Source organism: Burkholderia sp. BE12, from assembly GCF_002959955.1.
Taxonomy (GTDB): Bacteria; Pseudomonadota; Gammaproteobacteria; order Burkholderiales; family Burkholderiaceae; genus Burkholderia.
This window is the reverse complement of sequence record NZ_PREY01000031.1, coordinates 18524-40593: the sequence shown is the minus strand read 5'-3', so window position 1 is coordinate 40593 and position 22070 is coordinate 18524. Positions and strand designations below refer to the sequence as shown.

Here is a 22070-nt window from a genome sequence, read left to right as displayed (position 1 = left end):
CGGCCGTTAGGACATCGGCGTCCGCCCCCACTATCTTCGATCGCGGAGTGAAACGTGAACGAGGACGACGGCAAGGGCCGAACCGGCGTCGCGCCTTCATCGTCGGCCGCGCCGGATGCCGGAACGCCGACAGCCCGCCCCGGATCAGAACCGCGTGCTGAACCCGATCCGCGCGATCGACTGCAACGCGCCGCTCGACACGCCGTTCGCATCCATCACGCCGGTGATCTGCGCGTTGCTGTCGTGGCTTGCGCGTTGGTCAGTGTGCCTCAACCGAGCCGATACGCATTGGTTTGACGACGACGTCGCGAGATATCCGGTGTGGCATACCGGTATTTATCAACAAGTTAAGTAATGAAGATTATAAAAACGTCGACGACCATTATTTAAATTAAAGAAATGATTTAATTTATTTCCGGTTCGGAAAACAAAATTTCCGCGGCGGCAAAGGCGATTGAACCCACCCCGTCATCCAATGTGAAGATATTCAACCGGCGCATGTCCCGTCGAGGCTGGGGCGTCGATTAAGATTTTCGACCCTTTATTTGCGACCGGGAAATTCCTCGAAAATGTAAAGCATTGCAATATAAAACTCGGGAATGGGTATTACGGTTGCGGTGTGCGAATTTATTTGGCAGGATTTTCATCAAGTTGCCTGGTTTTTAAAACAACAAAACGGTCGACCATTCAATTTACTGAAATAACGCGTGCCGAATAAGCAACGATTCGAAAGCAGGCTGACGAAAAAACGAGTAACGAGGCGGCGAACGGTCGACATTGTTCGCCATCAGTGAATCAATCGCTTGCCCGGCAGCGTCGATGCGTCATTCGAGCGATCCGGGCGAATCCGATACGGGGCAGCAATGGCGATACTCAAGAACGATGCTTCCGGAGAAACGTGCCTGCTCCGCGCGTATCACGTGTTCGGCCGTGATGCCGCGCGCTGCGACACGGTCATCCGGGATGCATCGGTGTCCCGGGTCCATGCCCATATCCGCTGGATCGGCGGGCTGTGGGAGCTCCACGATCACAGCAGCAACGGCACGTCGGTATCGGGCGTGCCGCTGCGCGACGGCGAGCACGCGGTGCTGCAACGAGGCGACGTGATCCGGTTCGGCAGGGCCGGTATCGCACCCTGGCGCGTCGATGCGCTCGACGATCCGGCCGATACGCTGTGGCCGATACGAGGCGCCACGCATCCGATCGTGCTCGCGCCGAGCCAGATCCTGCGTGCCCGCGCCGCGCAGCCGGTCACGATCGTCCGGTCGCCGGCCGGCGAATGGCTGTGTGACGACACGTTGCCGCCGCGCGCGCTCCATGACGGCGATGAAGTGTCGACCGGCGGCTTCACGTGGCGCCTGGCGCTCGTGCGCAGCGGCTCGACGATGATGCTCGCCGCGCCCGCCGATCCGGCCGCGCCGGCGAAGTTGCTCGAATTCTTCGTCAGCCGGAACGAAGAGCACGTGCGCATGCTGCTGCATGTCCGCGGCGGGGTGGTCGACCTCGGCGAGCGCGTCCATCACTACGGCCTCGTCACGCTCGCCCGGGCACGCTCGGCCGACATGCAGGCCGGCTACGACGCCGCCACGCAAGGCTGGATCGAACTCGACCGGCTGGCGCGCATGCTCGGCATCGATACGTCCCATGTCAACGTGCAGATTCATCGTGCACGGAGCCAGTTCGCGGCCCTCCCGGGGCTGGACGCGAGCCAGCTCGTCGAGCGCCGGCGCGGCAGCGTGCGCTTCGGCGATTTTCCGTTCCGCATCATGCGCGGCGAGCACCTCGAATGCCAGTCGGTGCCGGGCGTCGAGCCGCGTATCGGCGCGCATCGTCCGGCGCCGGACCCGGTCGTCCATTACTCGTGAACGCGCGAGAACCGACCGCGCCTCGCGCGCCCGTCGTGCCGGAAGCACGTGAACGGCGGCAGCCTGCCGCGCCTTTCGCGGAGCTTGCCGGCAAGCGGCATTACCGGCTCGGCGCGTTGCTGGGCGAAGGCGGCAACGGCGTGGTGTTTCGCGCGACCTGCGGCGAGACGGGGCAGGACGTCGCGATCAAGCTGATGCGGGACGATGTCGCGCGGGGCGCCGCGGAGCGTGCGCGCCAGCGGGCGCGCTTTCGGCGCGAGACGAGCCTGTGCGAGGCGCTGCGGCACCCGAACATCGTGGCGCTGCTGGACAAGGGGGAAGCGCCCGACGGGCGGCTGTTCGCCGTATTCGAGCTGGTGCAGGGCCGGACCGTGCGCGAGCGGCTCGCGGCGGAGGGGCCGCTGTCGGCCGTCGACACGGGCCGGCTGATGACGGAGGTGCTCGACGCGCTCGCGGCCGCGCACCGGCGGGGCATCGTGCATCGGGATCTGAAGCCGCAGAACATCGTGATCGCGATGGCCGACGACGGACCGCACGCGAAGCTCCTCGATTTCGGCATCGGTGCGTTGCTGCCCGGCATGGAAGACATCGCGCGCCAGACCGCGACGCTGGCGACCGAGGTGCTCGGCTCGCCGCCCTATTGCGCGCCGGAGCAATTGCGCAACGAGCCGCCGACGCCCAGAAGCGATCTGTATGCGTGGGGCCTGGTCGTGATCGAATGCCTGACGGGCGATGTCGTCATGCACGGCGCAAGCGTGGCCGACATTCTCTATCAGCAGCTCAGCCCGGTGGATGTCGCGCTCCCTGCGTCGATCGCGTCGCATCCGCTCGGCTCGGTACTGCGGCGCGCGCTGAGCAAGAATCCGGCGCAGCGTGCCGCGTCGGCGGATGAACTCGCGGAGCAGTTCCGCGCGCTCAACTTCGCCGCGCTCGTCGGCCAGTTCGATGCCAGCCGCGCAAGCCGGCAGACGCGCCTGCGCCCGTTCGCGCCGCGCAACGAGACGATCGCAACGGCTGGCGAGTACCGGCAGATCACCACGCTGTGCTGTTGTGTGACGATTACCGGAGAAGGCCGGCAGCGCCACGCCGGAGCCGATCACGGCGACTTGCTCGACGGCTACGAGGAGCAATGGCTGACGAAGTGTGCGGACATCGCCGTCGGTTATGGCGCGCACGCAGGCGGACGCCTCGGCGACACGCTGCTGTTCCATTTCGGCCTGCAAGGCGATATCGACCGGCCCGCGCGCCGTGCGGCGCGCGCGGCGCTCGACATGGTGCGGGTGGCCGATCGCGCACGGCTGCCGGTGTCGGCGGCTGCCGGCGGCCGCGCCGGTGGCGCAAGCTGGCGCGTCGAATTGGCCGCCGCGATTCACGTCGGGCAGATTCTCGCGCATGCGTCGCACATGTCGGGCGGTTCGACGTCCGCCGTGGCGTCGCGGCTGCTGCGGCTTGCCGGGCCCGGGCAGATTCTGATCAGCGACGATGCGCGGCTCGCGCTCGAACGGCATGCCGACTCTCGGCCGAGCGCGTTGCGGCTGGCGCGGGCGGGCCTCGTGCCGCAGCCGGTTCATGAACTGCTCGGCGAGCGTCGTGCCGATACGCCGTTCGATTCGCTCGACGCCGGCATGCGGGCGCCGATGGTCGGCCGCGCGCGCGAACTCGACGCGCTGCTGCGTGCGTGGCAGGAGACGCTCGCACGGCATCGTCGCGTGATGCGCGGCGAGCCGGCGCCGCGCAGTGTGCCGCGGCTCGTCGTCGGGGACGCGGGAATCGGCAAGTCGCGCCTCGTGCACGAGCTGTGCGAGGCCGTCCGGACCCAGGACCACGCCTTTGCGCATTGCGGGTGCCTGCCCGAGCGGGAGAATCACGCGCTGTTTCCGATCCTGCGGTTCATCGGCGCGCATTGGCATATCGACGCCGATTGCCCGGCCGGTTTCGCGCTCGCGGCGATCGACACCATGATCGCGCCGCTCGATTGCGATCATGCGGCGGCCCGCGTCGCGCTCGCAACCTGGCTGGGGCTGCCCTGCGAGGCGAAGGGGCTCCTGTGGTCGAGCGCGCGCGAACAGCACGCGCTGTTCGACGTGCTCGAGCAATTGATCATATCGCTCGGCAACGGTGCTCCGGTGTTGCTCGTCGTCGAGGACGTCCAGTGGATCGACCGCTCGACCGAGGATTTTCTCGCATACCTGCAGCGCTCGCCGCGCGCCGCGGCCCCCGGCATCGTGTTCACGTCGCGCCCCGACAAGCTCGGGCGCTGGCGCGGCACGACCGAACGTCTGGTGCTGCGCCGACTGCCGCGCGACGACGCGCAGCGCCTGATTTCGGCGTGTCTGGGCCACGGTGCACTCGATCCGGCCTGGCTAGACCAGCTCGCCCATCGTACGGCGGGCATCCCGCTGTTTATCGAGGCCGTCGCGCGCGAGCTGGTGATGAGCGGCGCGGACGGCTCGCTCGCGGGGCTGCGGGCAACGGACCCTTATCCGCTTCCGCTCAGCCTCGGCGGCATGCTCGGTCTCGCGTTCGACCGGATCGACGACGCGCGCGACACCGCACAGCTCGCCGCGACCATCGGGCTCGAGGTGGATGCGCAACTGCTCGCCGCCGCATCGCCGCATGATCGGGCCACGCTCGACGCGCATCTGCGGTTGCTGCTCGAAGAGCGGATCGTGTACGCGCAACATCGGCGCGATCGCGTGTTCTATTCGTTCCGCCACGCGTTGATTCGCGATGCGGCGTATGAATCGATGCCGCCCGCCGTGCGGCGCGGCAACCATGCGCGCGTCGGCCATGCGCTGGCCGCGCAAGCCGATCGCGAAGCCGGAGCGCACGCGTTCGGCATCGCCGGGCACTTCGCGCGCTCGGGCGCCTTCGCCGACGCGATCGCCCACGGCATCGACGCGGCGCGTCGCGCACTCGAACGTTCCCGGTACGACGACGCGATCCGCTATGGGCAGTCGGTGTTCGACTGGCTCGTCGACGCCGACTACGCACAGCGCGAGCACGACAGCGCGCGCATCCGCGCCACGTTGACGCACGCGACGATGGCACGGTTCGGCTGGGCGGATCCGCAGGTGCGCGAGCATGCCGAGCAGCTGTTGCGGCAAATGCAGACGGTCGACGACCAGGAACTCGAGATCAGCGCGCTCTGGACGCTGTCCACCTACTACCACGTCGCCGGCGATCGTCCCACCGTGCGCGGGATCGGCATGCGGCTCGACGCGCTCGCGACCGAGCGCGGCGATGCCGGCGTTCAGGTCGCGGCGGACACGATGCGCGGCATGAGCCTGTGGGTCGACGGTCACTATGCGCGCGCCCGCGCCGCGTTCGACGCGGTGCTGGCCGGCTACGACGTGCGGCGCGACGCGGACCATCGGCGCATCCTGGGGCTCGATACGCGCGCGTGGACGATGGCGTCGCTCGCGAGCGTGCGCTGGTGCATGGACGACGATCCGCATGCATCGCTCGCGATGGCGCGCGACGCGGTGTATTGCGCGACCTGCCTCGACCATTTGCCGACGCTCGGCGTCACGATGATGTACCTCGCGCGCATGCACCAGCTGGCGGGCGATCGCGACGCGGCCCGCACCCTGTCGGAAGCGATTCTCCGCCTGGCGGATGTGCATCGGCTGCGCGCCGTCGGGCATTACGCCGCGATCATTCATGCATGGACGCAAGGGGATCGCGCGGGGGTCGTCGCGCATCTCGATGCGCAGCGGCAGTCGGGCGGCCTGCTCGGGATGACCTACTACGCGTCGCTGCTTGCCGAGCTGGATGCCGGACACGGCGACTACGACGCCGCGCTCGCGCAGATCGAGCAATGCCTCGCATGGTGCGAGTCGACCGGAGAGCGGTATTACGAAGCGCAGCTGTGGCTGAAGAAGTGCGAATACTTGCGCCGGGCCGATCCACGCTGCGGCGGCGTGGCCGCGCTGGATGCGTGCCGGCACGCAGTCGAAATTGCAACAACGGCGGGCATGGGCCGCATCGCCAGGCTCGCCGGAGCGATGTTGCAGTCGTTGCCGTAAGTGGTTCCATTCGTCATTCAGGAGAGCATACCGATGAGCAAGGATCTTCGATTACCGACGTACGAACAGTTTCTCGAATACCGGGCAACCGTCATTCGGGCAATCGCCCTCGCGTGGCATTCCCCGGCGTTTCTCGACGAACTCGAGGCCGATCCGGCCGAGGCATTGCGCGCGCATTTCGACTATCACTTCCCCTTCAAGCTCGACTTGAAGGTACAGGTCAAATCGTCGGCCTGGACGCCGAGCGTCAACGGCGACTGGACGGGCGGCCGGAAAAACAAGCTCACGCTGTTTCTGCCGCCCGCGCCGGCGGACGAGGCGCAATTCGCGCAGGCGCTGGCCGCCTACAACGCGAATCACATCACCATCATGGAATGACCTCAGGAAAACCGACATGGCAAAGGACAACGCTAATCCGACGCTCGAATCGATGCTGGAGTTTCAGAAGGTCTATCTGCGTGCGATCGCGCTTTCATGGCGAAACCCGGAGTTCAAGGGTGAACTGCTGGAGAAGCCGCTGGAGACACTCGCGAAATACTTCGGTTACCAGTGTCCGTGGATCATCGACATCGAGGTCGTCAAGACTGCCGGCGATCATGGCTGGACGAGCCACGGTAACGGCCACGGGAGCTGGAGCCTGCCGCGCAACGTGATGACGGTCGGCATACCGGAGAAACCCACGAGCGTGGACGAAGAGGCCGTTGCACTCGCGGCCTACTGCGACGCCGGGCCGAGTTACCTGTTCACCTGCTGCTGACCCCGCGCGGCCGAACCGCGCACCGTCGCGCGGCCCGGGCCGGCTGCCCGGGCCGCGCGATGTTTGTTGACCCGCCGCACGGAACCTGACGATGCTCGATGACCTTTCGCGCGTGTTGCGCTTCAAACCGCATTTGCTCGTGCTCGATGCGGGGCCCGAGACCCTGTTCGTCGTCGACGAATTCAAACGCGCGATGCTGTCCGGCGCGATCTTCGTGCGGATCGCCGCCTGCTTGCGGGCGCGGATGGCGATCGCCGAGACCGTGGCATCGCTCTCCGGCACGTTCGGCGAATGGGACGTGCTCGCGCGGCTCGACCACCTCGTGCGTCGCGGGTACGTGCGCGCCGACGTGCCGCACGACGACGATGCGGCGCGCGGCTTCTTCGAGCGCGCCGGACTCGACGGCGACGCGGCCTGTGCGCGCATCGCGCATCTGCGCGTCGCGGTCGAGACGTTCGGCGTCGACGATGTGGCGCTCAGGCGTGCGTTCGACATGGCCGGTATCGACGTCGTGCCGGACGCCGAACTGACCGTCGCGATTACCGATACACACGACCGCGACGATCTCGCCGCGTGCGCTGCCCGCGTGGCGTCGCGCGGCGGCGCATTGCTCGTCGTGGCGGCCAGCGGCGTGCAGACGCTGATCGGGCCGTTGCTGGCGGGCGGCGGCACGCTTGCGGACGCGCCGTGCATCGAATGCGTGCGTTACTGGATTCGCATCAATCGGCCTGTCGAAGCGCTGCTCGCGCGCCATCACGGCAGCGACGCGACGCATGTGCCGCCGGCCGCCTCGCGTGCCGGGGCCGCAGCCGCAGCGGCGCTCGTGGCGGCGACGGTCGAGCAGATCGCGGTCAACGGCGCGGCGTCGGAACGTTCACAAACGCATATCGTGGCGCATCGCATCGATATGTTGACCGCCGAGCGACACCGCGTGCTCAGGCGTCCGCAATGCCCGCGCTGCGGCAATCCCGCGTGGATGCGCGAGCAGGCAGCGCATGCGCCGCGGCTCGCCGATCATGCGCCATTGGCGCGCACCGACGGCGGCTACCGGACCGACGATCCGCAACAGGTGTTCGAGCGACATGCACACCTGATCTCGCCGGTGAGCGGCGCGATCGCGTATCTGCATCCGATGCCGAAGCGACACGCGGGCCTGCGCAAGGTCTACGCGTCGGGTTTTCTCGTGTGCCCGGCCGCCGTGCCGGACAGCAACCGGTTCGACCGGATCTGCTCCGGCAAGGGCCGTACCGACGATCAGGCCCGCGTGAGCGCGCTGTGCGAAGCGCTCGAACGATTCAGCAGCGTGTATCAAGGCGACGAGGCGACGTTGACCGGAAGCATGGAAAGCCTGCTCGCCGATCCGGCTTGTGACGCTGCACCCATTCATGTGAACGATCTTCAGCAGTTCAGCGAACGGCAATTCGACGCGCGCGATGCGATCAACGCGTCGACCCGCGATGTGCGAAAGCAGGTGCCGCCGCGCTTCACGACCCGTGACGTGATCGACTGGACGCCTGCCTGGTCGCTCGTGAGCGGAAGGCGTCGGCTCGTACCGCTGAGCTACTGCTATGCGGAAACGCCCGACAGCGCGCGGGCACCGGCCGCATGCGTACACAATCCCAACGGCTGCGCGGCGGGATCGAGCGTCGACGAGGCGATTTTGCAAGGCATGCTCGAGTTGATCGAGCGCGATGCGGTCGCGATCTGGTGGTACAACCGGATCCCGCGCCCCGGCATCGATCTCGCGAGTTTCGACGATCCGTATTTCGATGCGCTCGTGCGTGAATACGCGACGCTCGGGTGGCGTTTGTGGGCGCTGGACATCACCACTGATCTCGGTGTGCCGACCGTGGCCGCGCTGGCGGAAAATCCGCAGGACGGACGCTTCTCGATCGGCTTCGGCTGTCATCCGGACGGCCGAATCGCGGTGCAGCGGGCACTGACCGAAGTCAACCAGTTGCTCGATGTCGCGGCGGATGCGCCGCACCCGTGGGATCGCGACAAACTTTCGGCAACCGGATTTCTGTATCCGGAGACAGACGTGCGCGGCACGACGCGCTCGACGTGGCAGCCGCTCGACGCTACGTCGTTGTCGGCGGCGCTCGCGCATTGCGTCGGACGCATCGCGGAGGCCGGCATGGACGTGCTCGTCGTCGACAAGACGCGGCCCGACATCGACTTGTCCGTGGTGCAGGTCATCGCGCCGGGGCTGTGCCATTTCTGGCCGCGTTTTGGCGCGCGACGGCTTTATTCGGTTCCGGTGGAGCTGGGTTGGCGCGCGCAGCCGTGCGGCGAAACGGAGTTGAATCCGGCACTGCTGTTTCTGTGACTTGATCGGTTGTCCGCCTGCGGCGGCTCCCGGCGGACGGGCAGATTCCGCCCGCCGGGAGCCGCCCGGCGCCTGGTTCCGAGCGCAACGTCGGTCGTGTCGGAGGCGCCGGTTGGAGATCACGCGTTGCTGATGGTGATGTACGGATCCCACGTGACGTAGCCCTTCAGCTGCGCGTGCCGGTCGTAAATGGCGACGACGAACGTATAGGTTTCGTCGCCGGGACTGCGCACGGTGGCTTGCGCGTAGTAGTCCGCGCGCGGCTCTTCCCTCACCTGGTTGTTTTCGGGCCAGCCCTGTGCGGGGTAAGGCTCGACGATGTTGGCGGTGATGTACGAGACCTCGCCCAGCCGATTGGTGCCGATCGCCTTGAAGCTGTACAGGAAGCACTTGTAGTCCGCCGTGTCGGTCAGCGACACGGTGCGCCAGCGAATCACGTCGTTGACGTTGGCCTTGATCCGCAAATTGCTGCCGGCCTCGCCCTGGTTCGTTCCCGGCTTCGGACCCTGGCCGTAGCCATACGCCGCATTCGCCAGCGTGGTAATCATGTAGACGGTATCGGGATTGTTCCCGAGGGACGTCGCCGTACCCGGGGTCGAACCGAGCGAGTTGTTGTTCTTTCTCAGGATTTCCTCGACATCGAACGCGGTCAGGACATCGATGATGGAGTAGGTACTCAGAATTTCAGGCATGACAGTTCCTTTCGAGCGTGAGCGTTGAAAAACGGTGTGTCGCGTAGCGGCCCTTCCCGCTTTCGAGCCGCCTGGTTGCTGCATGGTTGAACGTTCGGAAAGCTGACGTTCGGAAATTACCGGGCACGAATGGCGGGCCGGTTGAGCCTGCTCGCCGAAAGCTGCCGGACGCCCTGGTCCGGCTCCGGCCTTCGCGGCATTGAAGGCGCGCTTTCGCGCTCAGTAGCGGATCGTGATGGACGGGTCCCACTGGAAGTAGCCCACCAGCTCGCCGCGGTGCTGGTACACGGCGACGACGAACGTGTAGGTCGCCGTGCCTGCGTTTTGCGCGGTGGCGTGCCAGTAGAAGTCCGAGCCCGGTCGTTCCTTCACGCCGTTGTTCGGCCAGCCCGGCGCGGGATCGGGTTCGCTCGGGTGGGTATGCTCGAACTTCGGGGTGGACAGCGGCGGGTCGTTCGGGGTCGAGACGTACAAGAACTTGAACGTGTGAATGAAGCACTTGTAGTCCGCCACGTCGGTCAGCGAAATCGTGCGCCACCGGATGACGTCGTTGACCTCGGCGCGCATGCTCAAGTTGCTGCCGGCCTGGCCGGAAATGACATTCCGGTCCGTGGTGATCATGTAGACCTCGTCGTAGCCGCCGGACGGCAACAGGGTCGGGTTGGTCGGATCCTTGCTGAGTGGGTTGTGCGGCTTTTGATAGCCCAGGATTCTTTCCACGTCGAACGCGGTCAGGACGTCGACGATGTTGTAGGTACTCAAGATCTGAGACATGGCAGTTCCTTTCACGCTTTGTCGTTGGCGAAACACGCTGCTGAGTGACGACGCCCGTGGCGCCGCATCTCTCCCGTCTTGCCAAGCGACGCCTGCGGAGCAATCGGGCGCGCGGGAGAGTATCGACAGCGTACGAAGATTTGGTCTGCGAATCGATTACACGTGGTTACAGTGCACGTGTGACTCGGCGCTCGGTGCGTGACGGTGCCGATACAGGACGACCGTGTCGCGGCCGCAGGTCATCCGAGGTTCGACGACTCGGTGCACTGCCGCCAGAAATCCGCTTCCGGCCAACGCCGTTCGAGGCTGTAGAAGTGATGCCGCATCTGCAGGTAGTGCCGGTATTGCGCCTGCACCATCCGCGAGAACGCGTCCAGTGCATCAGGATCGCCGTCCATCCGTTTCTGGATCGCTTCCGCCGCCGCGACGCCATGCGATAGCGACTTGATGATGCCCTGAGCGGTGATGGGATCATAGGCCGACGCCGCATCGCCGATTGCCAGCCAGTGATCGCCGTACAGCCGGTCGAGATGCTGGGACGGCGCGGGATGCGATTTCAGGCGCAGATCCAGCAGATCCAGGCCAAGGTCGCATACGAGCTGCCAGGTGCGCCGCGCGGCACGCAGCATGCGATGCCAGGGTTCCGGCTGATGCAGCCGCATCGTCCGGACTGCCTGCGCATGCGTGGCGAACATGACGACGACCGTATTGCCGGGGACGGACGCGAGATACCACCAGCCATGCTCGACCGCCTCTAGGTGAGTCAGCATCGAAGCAGGCGCGCCGGCGTCCGGCCGCGCGAGCCTAGCCGCAATGCAGATCAGCGGATTCGAATCGAGTCGTGTCGCGCCGCGCTGCCGGGCAAATACCGAACGTGCGCCGCTGGCGTCCACGACGAAATCCGCCTGGACCCGCGACGCGACATGTGCCGCTCGTCCCAGGCTCAACATGTACCCGGACGGGTCGCCCGGCCCGGAAGCCACAAGCGCATGCCCGGTCAGCAATTCCACGCCCGCGGCGCGCGCTTGCGACGCGAGGAAAGCGTCGAACCTGCGCCGGTCGAGATGCCAGCCATGCCCGTGCGGGCTCAGCACCGAATCGTTATAGCCGCGCTTGTCGCTGCCCCAGTACGAGCAACTGCCGTAGCAGGGCTCGTGCGCCTGCGCGACGAAGGCTTCGTCGATGCCGAGGCGCCGGAACAGGATCCGGCTCTCCGGCGGAATGCTCTCGCCGATCCGTGCGTCGGCATAGGAACCGGCTTCGACGACCAGGACGTCGGTGATGCCGGCCCTTGCCAACGCCAGCGCGCAACTGCTGCCCGCCGGCCCGCCGCCGATCACCGCGACCCGGTAGCGGGCCTGGCCGGGCGACGGCGTATCCGGTCGTTCGATGGTCGGCATCTGCGTGGCCCGTTCGGCGTGCATCTCGCGACCTCAGCCGTTATCGGGCGGCAAGAGCGGGTCGGTCACGGTGTTGGGCCACGGTTGAACGAGGTTGCTGTAGTCCCGCTTGAAGAGGCTTTGCACTTCGAGGTAGTAGTTCGGCGGATAACTGCTGTCGTATCGGTCGATCGCCACGCCCTGGATGACGAAGCCGATCTTGTCCCAGTTGAGCAGGAAGTCGGGGCGATGCTGATAGCGCCCGACATTCATGGGCGGCGCGTTGAATTCCCTGGTCGAATCCTGCTGAATGGCGGCCGTGCCTTCCCCGCGTAACGAGTAACGCTGCGCGGGCAGCTCGCCGTGGTTCGCGACCAGGTCGTCGTAGGTGTAGACGGCCACCGGCCGTTGCGCGGGCCAGGACCAGTACAAGGTCGTGTTCACGCCGCTGTAGACGTTGCTGCCGTCGGGATTGATCTCGCCGCCCGGATTGGGCGAGGGCAGGTGCGTCGAACAGGAGTTGTAGTCGGTGTGCCATGGAATCGACATGAACTTGCACAGGTCGCCCGGCTCGACCTTGGCGTCGCGCCGCGGAAAATAACCGACACCGAGGAACGGCTGGTTTGCGCTGGCGGTCGTGTAGTCGAGCTTGCGCATGTTGATGCGGAACGGGCCGACCACCGGCCCGACCGCGTGATCGGCCGACCAGCTCGGGTTGTACAGGTTGGGATCGCGGACGATGAACGTGAGGTCGATGCCGGGGCTGAGACGCCCGCCGAGGCAGTTCGAGAGCACGATCCTGTCGAGCGCTTCGCCGGGGCCGTACGACGCCGGCGTGGCATGCTCGGACATGCCGTTCGCCCATTGTTGAACGAAAAAATACTGCGCGTCGGTCAGGGTCAGGAAGCTGCTCTGGTTGTCGCCCAGCGCGAGCGGCATCAGCGGCGAGCCGACCGTCGACGACGGCGAATTCGGATGCGGACTCCGAATGAACGACATGATGTTGAAGGGCGGTTTGGCGGCCGTCAGCTGGTCGATATTCTCGTGGCTCTTCATGGCCTTGGCCGGCAAATTGGTATTCCACATCTGCAAGGACGCCGCACGCAGGATCGGGAAAACGTGCTCGTCGAAGGACGGCCGGAAGTCGTCCCGGTAAACGAGGCCGTTGTGGATGTCGGGCCGCAGCATGAATGTCTCGATCCAGGTGGTCAGGATTTCGTCCCACAGCGTCACGACGTTTCTCGTCTGGGGCGCGTATGCCGGATCGGTCGAGACCACCCACGCGCTGCTGTCGGCGGCGCGCACGGAGCCGTCGCTGAAAACGATCCACGCGGTCACCGGGCCGTCGCCGGTATCGTCGAGCCAGTTGTCGTTGTCGACATCCTGCCCCAGCGCGGCGTCGGCGGTCGCGCGGCCGTTGGCGTCGAACCCGCACGCAAGGCCGAATGCGCCCAGCACGAGCAGGCGCCCGTTCGGCTCCGTGGTCATCGCGCCGAGCGTGGTGATCGGCGTGCATCCCGATGCGGGCGGCAAGCTCGCCACGTTCGACGCGGGGAACGAGATCGGATAACGCGGCACGTCGACCACGTCGCCGGAGGATGAGCCGTAGCTCGCCCTCGTGTTCTTGTCGAACGCGACCGTTCCGCCTGCGGATGCCTTGATCGCGCGCGGCCCCGCATCGATGACGAGCTTTTGCAGCCGCGTCGGGTTCGAGGGATCGGACGTCGACGCGAAACCCGCGTTGCGGATCGGCGGATGCTTGTCGTTCTCGTAGGCGGGCAGTCCCGCGGGCGTCGACTCCAGCACCCAGCAGTTGGCCTTCTTGTTGGCGAGGTGCACGGTCCACACGATGTCCTTCACGACCTTGCCGTCGACCGACGAGCCGATCACGACTTCAGTGCCCGACCCGGACGGATAGCGGGTCAACGTCGCGTCGTCGTACTGATAGATCCTGAAGCGTGCTGCTTGCCGCTTGAGGCGCCCCTGGGCGTCGCGCAGATCGCTGCTGGTGATCGGCGTATTTTCCGTGCCCGGCTTGATCGGCAGCCCTCCCGTGAGGGCTTGCCCGGCGATCGGCAGCCCGGCCGAGGTCTCCGGCGCAATGTAGTACTCCTGGCTGCTACCGACACGCGCGAATCCGATAGCGGGATGGATACGTAACTTCGTGTTTGACATGGCGGGCCTCTGGAAGCTCGATGGCGGTCGCGCAGGATGTCGCCGTCCTGCACGGGTGGACTGAAGTGGAACCGTGCCGGCGCTATCGCTGGATCTGCGGGTTGTTCATGTACTTGCGCAGCAGGATGTGGCTGGTGCTGATTTCCTTGCCCGGCAGCATCAGTGTCAGGTCGTTGGTGTCGGTGACGGCCATCGAGTTGTGACAGCTGAAGCATTGATGCTTCGAAACCTGGTTCTGCGTGAAGGTCTCGATGACCGAGTTCGACAGTTTCGGTGTGCCGCGGATGGGCGCGGGGTCGACGTTGGGACTCCAGTCGGGGCGGAACGGCTCGTCGGGATCCTTGATCCAGACCGCCCCCACTTCCCTGTAGTACTGCCAGATGGAATTGCGCTTCACCAGACGGGCCAGGATGTCGCTGTTGAGTTGCTCGATGTTGGGCTGGTTTGTCTTGATATCTGCCCCGCCGTACTGGTATTGCCGGCACACCTGCGTGATCGGGCTCAGTATCTGGGTCTTCTCGTCGATCGTCACCCGCGACGCATTGTTGACGTTGCAATCCGAGGCCTTGGTGCCTGCCTTGTAGAAGGTGAATGACTTGTCGGAGACCGGCTGCGACGGCTGCTGGTCGGATTTGAAGTCGGGCGCATTGTCGACGTGCTCGAACGTCGACCAGATTGCTTCCGGATGCCCCTGAACGACCCACGCGATATGGAATCCGACCAGCGCGACCTTCACGGTGGCGGTCCTGGGTTGCGGGGGGATGCCGACGGAATTGCCCACCTTCGAGAGCAGCTGGATCTTCGCGGTGGTCGTATAGAAGCGGCTCGTGTCTTCGTTCGCACCGACGATTTTCCACGCTGCCTTGAGCGACAGCGCACCGGTCGTGAATTCCAGCTTGGGTGATGCGTTCTTCATGCCCGCACGCGTGTACAACCGATTCGCGATCGCGAAATCGCGATAAATGGAATTGATGTACATGTTCGTGTAGACCGCGCGGCCGTTCTGGTCGACTACGATGCCGAGCGAATCCGCCTGTTGCACGCCGTCGAGTACGTGCTCGGTGGGCGCCGCCGCGTTCGGGTCGATTGCCGCGTCGGAATACAGGCTGGTGAAGCGGGGCGCGCCATTCAGCTTGTCGGTGAGCCACAGGAACGCATGCCAGGAGAATCGGTGGAAGTTGCAGTTTTCGTTCTTGAGATCTTGCGGATCGGCGAAATTGGGATTGCTGTAATCCGGCTCGGTGATGCCGGCGGACGTAAACCACGTGTCGAATGCCGTGCACGTTTGTGCCGCCGCGGTTTGACTGAAACCGGCGCAGCAGCTCATCAAGGCGATCGCCACGCAAGTGCCAAGGCTTTTCATGCTTTTCTCCGCTCGTTCAATGGTCAGTGGGGCAAGACACCGGATACGGTTCGACGCATTGCGCTTGCCTTGCCGCGGGCGTCGCAATGCGAAGCGATCGGATCGCTTCATCGGTACTGGAAATAGAGCGACGACGTGTCGTTCCGGATCGCGCATGCCGCCGCGTCCGGGCGTTCCGGTTCATGACGCACGAGTTGCGCCGAAAGCGGGCCGCCGCCTGCCGGGCTGCGCGGCGCCGTCATCGTTTGATCGGGCAGTCCCCGTTCGAATCCAAGGCTAGATGGGGGATGTGGTCGAATCAATTACACTCGATTACGCCGGCGGGCACGTCGCGCGCTGTGCCGCCGATACGGGCCATTGAACCGAAAGGGAAGCGATGAGCCGCTTCGTGAGCGGCCAGTTTTTCCGGGAATCTCGACCGTCATCCCGGAGAACGCGACATGACAGCCGAATAACCCTCAAGCACCGGCGTCAGCCGACCCGGCCACGGGATCGGCGATAGGGGCCGCCAGTGGTCAGAACCGCGTGCTGAACCCGATCCGTGCGATCGACTGCAGTGCGCCGCTGGATGCGCCGTTCGCATCCATCACGCCGTTGATCTGCGCGTTGGAGCCGTGGCTTGCGCGCTGATGCACGCCTGCGACATACACCATCGTGCGCTTCGACAGCCAGTACTGGATGGCCGCCAGGAACTGGTGCGCATGCGCGTTGTCGAGCGTGTCGTTGCCCTTCATGTACGTGTAGCTCGCGCCGACCACCCAGGCAGGTGACGGATGCCATGCGGCGCCGGCTTCCGCCGACCACGCGCCCGCGCCGTTCTGCGCATTGCGCACGGTCGTGAAGAGCGCCTTCCCCGTGACCGTGCCGACCGTGTAGTGCATGCCCGCGCCCCAGTTGCGCACGCTGGTGGGCGGCAGTCCGTCGGCCGCGCCGTATTTCTGGTTCGTATAGGCCACGCCCGCGCCGAACGGGCCGTTGTCGTAGCTCGCGCCAACGCTGACCGTGTTGTTCGCGCCCACCGACCCCGCGACGTTGCCGAAACCGTACAGCGCGCCGACGGTCAGGCCCGCCAGCGACGGGCTCGTGACCTTGACCGAATTCGCGACGCGATTGCTGCCGGCGACACGATCCCAGTCGAACGCGCCGGTCGGATTGTTCGGCAACGCGAGCTTGTCGAACGGCCCGTTACGAAAACCGTACAGGCCGACGAGATCCTGCGCGATCTCGTTGCCGCTGGCGGCCAGCGAGTCGACCATGAATTCGTACTGGTTGCCGAGCGTCAGCGTGCCGTACCGGTCGTTCTGCAACCCGACGTAGGCTGTGCGCGCGAACAACCCGCCGCCGATGATCGAACCGTTGCCGAGCGAATACTGATTGACGAGCCGGAAGATCGCGCGCGTGCCCGCGCCGAGATCTTCCTTGCCTTCGAAGCCGAGCAGGTTCGGAAAGAAGATGTTGTCGTCGAATTTCGCGCTGCCGTGGCCGCCTTGATTGCTGACGTAGCTGATGCCGGCGTCCATCAGCCCGAACATCGTCACGCTGCTTTGCGCGAACGACGCAGCCGGGATCGTGCAGGCCGCGAGTGCCAGAAGGGTCTTTTTCGTCATCTCCAATGTGCTCCTCACATGTTTCCGATCGGGTCGGATATTTTTAATGGGACTACTGATTGTTATGATGAGTGCCGAAGCGGATGGGTCTCGGCATGGTCCTGATGAAGCGGAATCGAATGGCGCGTCGCGGCGTCGGCGTAAGCCTTTCGCCGCTGCCGCGACGCGCCGGTTGCTAGACCGTCGAATACCCGCCGTCCACCGGTACGATCGCGCCGGTGACGAACGATGCGCCGGGAGAGCACAGGAACAGGATCACTTCCGCGACTTCGTCGGCCGTGCCCCAGCGCCCGAGCGGCGTGCGATCGAGGATCTGCCGCGATGCCTGCCTATCGGCCATCAGGCCGCTGCTGAGCGGCGTGTCGATCCAGCCGGGCGCGACCGCGTTCACGCGAATGCCGCGATCGGCCCACGCCTGTGCGAGCGAGCGCGTGAGTTGCGCGATGCCACCCTTGCTCGCGCTGTACGCGGGCCGGTCCTTGCTGCCGAAGTACGTATACATCGATGCGACGTTGACGATACTGCCGCCGTGCGCGGACAGTGCCGGCAACGCGGCGTCGGAAGCGCGCATCACCGACGTCAGGTTCACGTTCAGCACGAGCTCGAACTGATCCATCCGGTATTCGTCCGCGTGCCGGCTGATGCCGACGCCGTTGACGAGCACGTCGAGCCGCGGCAACGCGGCGATCGTGTACGTCAGCGCGTCGCTGTCGGTCACGTCCAGCTCCATGCACCGGACGCGCGGATGCACGGGCGCATGTGGGCCGGCGACGTCGAGCCCGAGCGCGACGACCGACGCGCCCGCTTCCGCGAAGCGCCAGGCGGTGCTCGCACCGATGCCCGACGTGCCGCCCGTCACGACGACGGTCTTGCCTTCAAACGCCCACTGACGACTCATGTTCGACGCTCCCGATGATGTGCGTGCGGCAGGCCGGCCGCTGCGCGGGTGAAACGAGGATCTTGATCTGCGTGCGATCGGCGAGCAGCGCATCGAAGCCGTCGGCCACGGCGTCTTCGAGCGACACGGTGCGGGTGACGATCGACGTGAGATCGAGCGCGCCCGACGCGACGATGCGCAGCAGGTCCTCGTACGCATGCCGATAGCCGACGCTCGCGGTGAAGGTCAGCTCGTCGTTGACCGCGCGAAACGCGTCGAAACCCGCGTGCGGCATCAGGCCGACCATCACGACGCGGCCGCCCTTGCGCAGCGCCCGCATCGCCGATTCGAACGTGGCCTGCAATCCGGCCGCTTCGAAACTCGTCTCGACGCCGAGCCCGTCCGTGGCGGCGCGAATCGCGTCCTGCAACGCCGACGCATCGAGCCCGCGCGCATCGAACGCATGTGTCGCACCGAAGCGCGTGGCGGCCGCGAGCCGTTCGGGCGACACGTCGACGGCGACGATCGTCGTCGCGCCCTGCAGCTTCGCGAGCATGATCAGCAGCAGGCCGATCGGCCCGAGCCCGAACACCGCGCAGGTCTCGCCGAGCCGCAGTTCGCCGCGCCGCAGCGCGTGCAGTGCCACGGCGGCCGGCTCCATCACCGCGGCCTGTTCGAGGCTCACGCCGTCGGGCAGGCGATGCAGCATGTAGGCCGGCACGACCGCGAAGTCGGCCATCCCGCCGTCGCCCATCAGCCCGGCGAAGCCCATCGACACGCACAGGTTGTACGACCCCGAGCGGCAGTACGCGCACTGGCTGCAGCGATACTCGGGCTCGACCGCGACGCGGTCGCCCGTGCGCAGTGCCGTCACGTCCTCGCCGACTTCGACGATGGTTCCGCAGAACTCGTGGCCGAGCGTCAGCGGCGCGGTGCGGCGCGACAGCGGATGCGGCACGTCGACGGGGATCGCGTGCGGGCCGTCCGCGTATTCGTGCAGGTCGCTGCCGCAGATGCCGCAATAGGCGACCGCGATGCGCACGTCGCCGGGGCCGACGCGCGGCGTGTCGATTTCCACGAGACGGACGTCGCGCGGGCCATGCCATTGAAGTGCGCGCATGTCAGCGTCCTCCGAGGTTCTGCGGATCGAGGCGGCCGGCCGCGGCGCCCGCGAGCGCGCGCTTGCGCAGCACGGCCGGCGCGGTTTCGACGAGGCCGAACGACAGCACGCACGCGAGGATCGCGCCCGCGGTCGACGTCCACATCGCGAACTGCAGGCCGTACCTGTCCGCCGCGAAGCCGGCGACGGTCGGTGCGACGAAGCCGCCAATCAGCTCGCCGGCGCCCATGATCAGCCCGAGCGCGCTCGCGATCGCGCGCGGCGGCACCGTTTCGGCCGGGATCGTCGCCATGAACAGCGTGAAGCAGCCGAGGCCCGTGTACGTGACGAAGACGAGCGCGCCGAGCGCCCAGACCGAGCCGACGTGGATCAGCACGACCGGGCACACGGCCGCGATCAGCGCGAACACGATCATCGTCGGCTTGCGGCCGATCCGGTCGGAGATCGCCGGCACCGCGAAGCCCCAGAACACCCACGCGGCGCCGAGGCAGGTCATCACGACGCCCATGTCGGACGGCGACAGGTGGCGGCTTTCCACGAGGAACACCGGCGCGAACGAGATGATCACGACGAACCACGTGAGGAAGAAACAACTGATCAGCACGCACAGCAGGATGTTGCGTTCCTTCAGCAGCGCCCAGCGGCCGACCGCCGCGCCGCCGGCGGCCGGTACCGCGGCGGTATCGGCCTGCGCGTGGCGCACGCCGCCGGGCGGCACTTCGCGCACCCAGCGCCAGATGCAGAACGCGATCAGGAAGCCCGGAATGCACGACACGTAGAACGCTTCGCGCCAGCCGTATGCGGTGGCGATGCCGATCACGACCGGCGGGCCGATCATCGCGCCGAGCAGGCCGGCGGCCGAGCCTTGCAGCAGGCCCATGTTCAGCCCGCGGCGGCTCGGCGTCGAACTCTCGACCATCAGCGATTGCGACAACGGCAGCACGGGGCCTTCGGCGATGCCCATCAGCGCGCGAAACGCGATCAGGCTCGCGAAGCCGCCGACGAGGCCCGACAGCGCCGAGCACACGGAAAAACCGAGCACGGCTGCGATCAGCAGCGGCTTGCGCGTGCCGCGCGCGTCGGACCATGCGCCGGTGGCGGCGCCCGACAGTGCCCACGTGAGCGCCAGCGCGGACGACACCATGCCGAGCTGCGTGTTCGTCAGGTGCAGCTCGGCCGACATGAACGGAAACAGGAACGACAGCGCGAGGCGGTCGAAGAACACGAAGCCGAACGTCATGAACAGGATCAGCAGCAGCCTGTTCTCGTACGTCCATGCGGGTCGGGAGGAGGAAGGGGAAGTCATCGCGAGCCTCGCCGTGCGTCAGCGGAACAGCTTCTCGATCGCTTGCGCGCCGAGGCCGACCTTCTCGTAATGCGCCTTGCACATCGCGATGTACGAATGCACGTCGAAGTAGCTGTCGGGATTGCCCGCGTCGTCGAGCCAGATCAGCGGACCCTTGACGATGAAGAACGCGCGCATCGGCTCGGGATGATCGAACGCGACGAGCGTGTGGCCTTCGCCCGGCGTCTCGTACACGAAATCGCCGCGGGTCGCGGTCCATTCATGTTCCAGGTAGCCCCATTTCCCCGAAAGCGTATACGCGAACACCTCGTGCGGGTAATAGTGCCGGTTCACGAGCCCGGCTTCCTTGGCCATCAGGATGTCGCACCATTTGTTCTGCGACGGCGAGATCCACAGCGGCCGTGACGAAACCGTTTCGGTGAACGGAACGTAATAGCGTTCGTCGTCGGTGGCCGCGTTCGGGATGTAGGCTTCGGGCAGCGCATCGGGCTTGAACGGATTGGCAATCGCCGGGATGTTTTGCCAGAATTCGGATACGGCTTGGTCGACCACGGTGCGTCTCCTTGTTTATGGGTGTCGTGGGCTCGACTTTAGCCAGCCGGTGCGCGCCGCTCTTGACTGGGCTGGACGAATTGCTTGACCGCGCCGGACATTGCATCGCACCAAATCCAGACGGACCATCCCCCAATCCGTGCCGCTCCGCACGACAGGCGCCAGCAGGAGGCGACGTGACGAATTCGACCGTTTTTTCACGCACGCGAGGCTCGACGGCCGACGTGCCGGCGCGCGACCGGATGGCGTACTGGGATGCGTTCAATGCGGCGACGCTGGTCGGCCTGCGCTGCTCGTCGCTGTCGCCGGCCGGGCTCGAAGTCGAGAAGACCGACATCGCGCTGCCGGGCCTCGGCATCGCCGACATCAGCGGGCAGGATCACGTGATCGAACGCAGCCCCGCACTGGTGCGCCAGTTGCCGAAGGAGTCGCTGTTCGCGTGCCAGATCGTGAGCGGGCGCGCGTATTTCATTCAGCGCGACCGGTGCCTGCTCGCGCAAGCCGGCGATGTCGTCGTCTACGACACGCGCGTGCCGTATCTGTTCGGATTCCTGACGCCGATGCGGCAACTGCTGATCGATATCCCGATCACGGCGTTCGACGACCGGCTCGATGCGGCACTCGCCGCGCTGCCGCTGCGGATCGCGCCGAAGCCGGGCGCGGGCGCGATGCTCGGCGCGACGTTGCGCGCGAGCGTCGAGCGATTCATGAAGACGCCGGTCGAGCGCGACGCCACGCGGTTCGCCGAGCACACGCGCACGCTGATCGCGGAGCTCATCGACGCCGAAGTGAACGGCGCGGGCGCGTCGCGCGCGTCGCTGTCGTATCTGCTGACCGCGAAGCAGTACATCGCGACGCATCTCGGCGAGCCGGAACTCGGGCCGCAGGCCGTCGCCGAGGCGGTCGGGCTGTCGCTGCGGCATCTGGGCCGTCTGTTCGCGGCCGAAGGCGAGTCGATCACGCAGCACATCTGGTCGGAACGGCTGTCGCACGCGCATCGCGAGCTGACGGATGCGCGGCTGCGCAGGACGAGCATCGGCGAGATCGCATTTCGCTGGGGGTTTTCGAGTCAGGCGCACTTCAGCCGCGCGATTCGCGAGCGCTACGGCGCGTCGCCGATGGCGCTGCGCGATGCGGTGCGTGCGGCCGGGGGGTGATGCCGGTTTTCCGATGGTTTGGCGGCGGCGCATGCATCACGCGCCGCTTTCGGTTTCGGCGCAGCGCGGCGCGCCGCGGTGCATGCGCA

Annotated in this window: 16 protein-coding genes and 1 pseudogene; 6 read left to right on the top strand and 11 right to left on the bottom strand. The window is 66.2% G+C overall.

What is annotated here, in order from left to right; genetic code table 11:
* Positions 1-144: 144 nt before the first annotated feature.
* A pseudogene (locus tag C4B30_RS35940) lies at positions 145-258 on the bottom strand (porin); the annotation flags it as partial.
* 605 nt (positions 259-863) lie between these two features.
* Here C4B30_RS35940 and C4B30_RS27805 point away from each other — a divergent pair.
* The 5 genes from C4B30_RS27805 (at position 864) to C4B30_RS27785 (ending at position 8979) form a co-directional block, all read left to right on the top strand.
* The gene (locus C4B30_RS27805; protein WP_105133206.1) at positions 864-1865 is read left to right on the top strand and encodes an FHA domain-containing protein; all 1002 of its coding nucleotides are present in this window, start codon (positions 864-866) and stop codon (positions 1863-1865) included.
* Entirely contained in the window at positions 1862-5893 is a 4032-nt protein-coding gene (locus C4B30_RS27800; protein ID WP_105133205.1) for a TOMM system kinase/cyclase fusion protein, read from the top strand. Before C4B30_RS27805 ends, C4B30_RS27800 begins: the two co-directional genes overlap by 4 nt.
* A 33-nt stretch (positions 5894-5926) precedes the next feature.
* Positions 5927-6271 (top strand): BMA_0021/BMA_0022 family TOMM bacteriocin, encoded by a 345-nt coding sequence (locus tag C4B30_RS27795; protein WP_105133204.1) that lies wholly within the window; start codon positions 5927-5929, stop codon positions 6269-6271.
* A gap of 16 nt (positions 6272-6287) precedes the next feature.
* Entirely contained in the window at positions 6288-6650 is a 363-nt protein-coding gene (locus tag C4B30_RS27790) for a BMA_0021/BMA_0022 family TOMM bacteriocin (protein ID WP_105133203.1), read from the top strand.
* 91 nt (positions 6651-6741) lie between these two features.
* Positions 6742-8979 (top strand): TOMM precursor leader peptide-binding protein, encoded by a 2238-nt coding sequence (locus C4B30_RS27785; protein ID WP_105133202.1) that lies wholly within the window; start codon positions 6742-6744, stop codon positions 8977-8979.
* Positions 8980-9098: 119 nt separating this feature from the next.
* On the opposite strand, the gene C4B30_RS27780 is transcribed toward C4B30_RS27785, so the two are convergent.
* From C4B30_RS27780 to C4B30_RS27735, 10 genes are all read right to left on the bottom strand, one after another.
* Complete coding sequence (locus C4B30_RS27780; protein WP_105133201.1) at positions 9099-9671, bottom strand: AidA/PixA family protein; 573 nt, start codon at positions 9669-9671, stop codon at positions 9099-9101.
* 219 nt (positions 9672-9890) lie between these two features.
* The gene (locus C4B30_RS27775; RefSeq protein ID WP_105133200.1) at positions 9891-10445 is read right to left on the bottom strand and encodes an AidA/PixA family protein; all 555 of its coding nucleotides are present in this window, start codon (positions 10443-10445) and stop codon (positions 9891-9893) included.
* A gap of 239 nt (positions 10446-10684) precedes the next feature.
* Positions 10685-11845, bottom strand: a complete 1161-nt coding sequence (locus C4B30_RS27770) for an NAD(P)/FAD-dependent oxidoreductase (protein ID WP_158683536.1) — start codon at positions 11843-11845, stop codon at positions 10685-10687.
* A gap of 33 nt (positions 11846-11878) precedes the next feature.
* A complete protein-coding gene (locus C4B30_RS27765) occupies positions 11879-13999 on the bottom strand; it encodes a LodA/GoxA family CTQ-dependent oxidase (RefSeq protein WP_105133198.1) in 2121 nt (706 codons plus the stop codon).
* An 82-nt stretch (positions 14000-14081) separates the two neighbouring features.
* Positions 14082-15362: a hypothetical protein gene (locus C4B30_RS27760; RefSeq protein ID WP_158683534.1), complete on the bottom strand. Its 1281-nt coding sequence runs from the start codon at positions 15360-15362 to the stop codon at positions 14082-14084.
* 515 nt (positions 15363-15877) lie between these two features.
* Positions 15878-16969, bottom strand: a complete 1092-nt coding sequence (locus C4B30_RS27755; protein ID WP_105133196.1) for a porin — start codon at positions 16967-16969, stop codon at positions 15878-15880.
* Between the two features lie 175 nt (positions 16970-17144).
* On the bottom strand, positions 17145-17867 hold the full coding sequence (locus tag C4B30_RS27750; RefSeq protein ID WP_105133195.1) for an SDR family NAD(P)-dependent oxidoreductase: 723 nt from the start codon (positions 17865-17867) through the stop codon (positions 17145-17147).
* The gene (locus tag C4B30_RS27745) at positions 17845-18966 is read right to left on the bottom strand and encodes a 2,3-butanediol dehydrogenase (RefSeq protein ID WP_105133194.1); all 1122 of its coding nucleotides are present in this window, start codon (positions 18964-18966) and stop codon (positions 17845-17847) included. Before C4B30_RS27745 ends, C4B30_RS27750 begins: the two co-directional genes overlap by 23 nt.
* A 1-nt stretch (position 18967) precedes the next feature.
* Positions 18968-20272, bottom strand: a complete 1305-nt coding sequence (locus C4B30_RS27740) for an MFS transporter (protein ID WP_105133193.1) — start codon at positions 20270-20272, stop codon at positions 18968-18970.
* A gap of 18 nt (positions 20273-20290) precedes the next feature.
* Complete coding sequence (locus tag C4B30_RS27735; protein WP_105133192.1) at positions 20291-20824, bottom strand: 2,4'-dihydroxyacetophenone dioxygenase family protein; 534 nt, start codon at positions 20822-20824, stop codon at positions 20291-20293.
* 176 nt (positions 20825-21000) lie between these two features.
* On the opposite strand from C4B30_RS27735, the gene C4B30_RS27730 reads away from it, so the two are divergent.
* Positions 21001-21981, top strand: coding sequence for a helix-turn-helix domain-containing protein (locus tag C4B30_RS27730; RefSeq protein WP_105133191.1), 981 nt, complete (start codon positions 21001-21003; stop codon positions 21979-21981).
* Positions 21982-22070: the final 89 nt, after the last annotated feature.

Coding starts and splice junctions, on each gene's coding strand:
- C4B30_RS27805 (WP_105133206.1), top strand. CDS start 864: ATGGCGATACTCAAGAACGATGCTTCCGGAGAAACGTGCCTGCTCCGC.
- C4B30_RS27795 (WP_105133204.1), top strand. CDS start 5,927: ATGAGCAAGGATCTTCGATTACCGACGTACGAACAGTTTCTCGAATAC.
- C4B30_RS27790 (WP_105133203.1), top strand. CDS start 6,288: ATGGCAAAGGACAACGCTAATCCGACGCTCGAATCGATGCTGGAGTTT.
- C4B30_RS27785 (WP_105133202.1), top strand. CDS start 6,742: ATGCTCGATGACCTTTCGCGCGTGTTGCGCTTCAAACCGCATTTGCTC.
- C4B30_RS27780 (WP_105133201.1), bottom strand. CDS start 9,671: ATGCCTGAAATTCTGAGTACCTACTCCATCATCGATGTCCTGACCGCG.
- C4B30_RS27775 (WP_105133200.1), bottom strand. CDS start 10,445: ATGTCTCAGATCTTGAGTACCTACAACATCGTCGACGTCCTGACCGCG.
- C4B30_RS27770 (WP_158683536.1), bottom strand. CDS start 11,845: ATGCCGACCATCGAACGACCGGATACGCCGTCGCCCGGCCAGGCCCGC.
- C4B30_RS27765 (WP_105133198.1), bottom strand. CDS start 13,999: ATGTCAAACACGAAGTTACGTATCCATCCCGCTATCGGATTCGCGCGT.
- C4B30_RS27760 (WP_158683534.1), bottom strand. CDS start 15,362: ATGAAAAGCCTTGGCACTTGCGTGGCGATCGCCTTGATGAGCTGCTGC.
- C4B30_RS27755 (WP_105133196.1), bottom strand. CDS start 16,969: ATGACGAAAAAGACCCTTCTGGCACTCGCGGCCTGCACGATCCCGGCT.
- C4B30_RS27750 (WP_105133195.1), bottom strand. CDS start 17,867: ATGAGTCGTCAGTGGGCGTTTGAAGGCAAGACCGTCGTCGTGACGGGC.
- C4B30_RS27745 (WP_105133194.1), bottom strand. CDS start 18,966: ATGCGCGCACTTCAATGGCATGGCCCGCGCGACGTCCGTCTCGTGGAA.
- C4B30_RS27740 (WP_105133193.1), bottom strand. CDS start 20,272: ATGACTTCCCCTTCCTCCTCCCGACCCGCATGGACGTACGAGAACAGG.